This is a genomic window from Vibrio sp. 2033 (assembly GCF_033339735.1).
Genome location: NZ_JAWOVC010000833.1, coordinates 1 through 519, shown reverse-complemented (window position 1 = coordinate 519; position 519 = coordinate 1). Strand labels below are relative to the sequence as shown.

Genomic DNA, 519 nt, shown 5'->3' with positions numbered 1-519 from the left:
ATTACTTATCAGCCTTAGCGAAGATAACTGAGACAGTTGACTATTTAATTGAGCACGATGTGCCAAGCCTTAATCTGTTTTCATCAACCACTCTTAAAGATTATTCGCCGTCTGATGATAAAGTGGCTCAAAAGCTCGTCTCTGAATTAGAAGAAACACAGCAAGAAATTATTAAACAGGTTATATGTCTTCATACTTGTGCTGGTTATGTTTCACCTATTTCTAATTACAAAGACTGTATCTCGGTTTTAGAGGGGCTTTCTCTCATTGCAGATAGACCTGAACTTGAAAGCGTTGATGCGAATTCCTCCGCGTGGGAGTCTAAAGGTGATGCGATACTCGAGTTTGCTCTTCAAGGTGCAACTCTACAAGAGCAAAAGGCCGAGTTATCAGAGTTCTTTGTCGATAATGCTTTAGATTACGATTGGACGCCTATCCGTGGATCGTTGCTGACAACTGGTCATAAGTGGTGGCGGTTCTTGTCAGGTGACTATCGAAGAGCGAAAAGTACCTATGCTG

General features: G+C 41.6%; 1 pseudogene. It reads left to right on the top strand.

The window, feature by feature from the left end:
* Nucleotides 1–519, top strand: a pseudogene (locus R7P74_RS29355) (DUF3320 domain-containing protein); the annotation flags it as partial.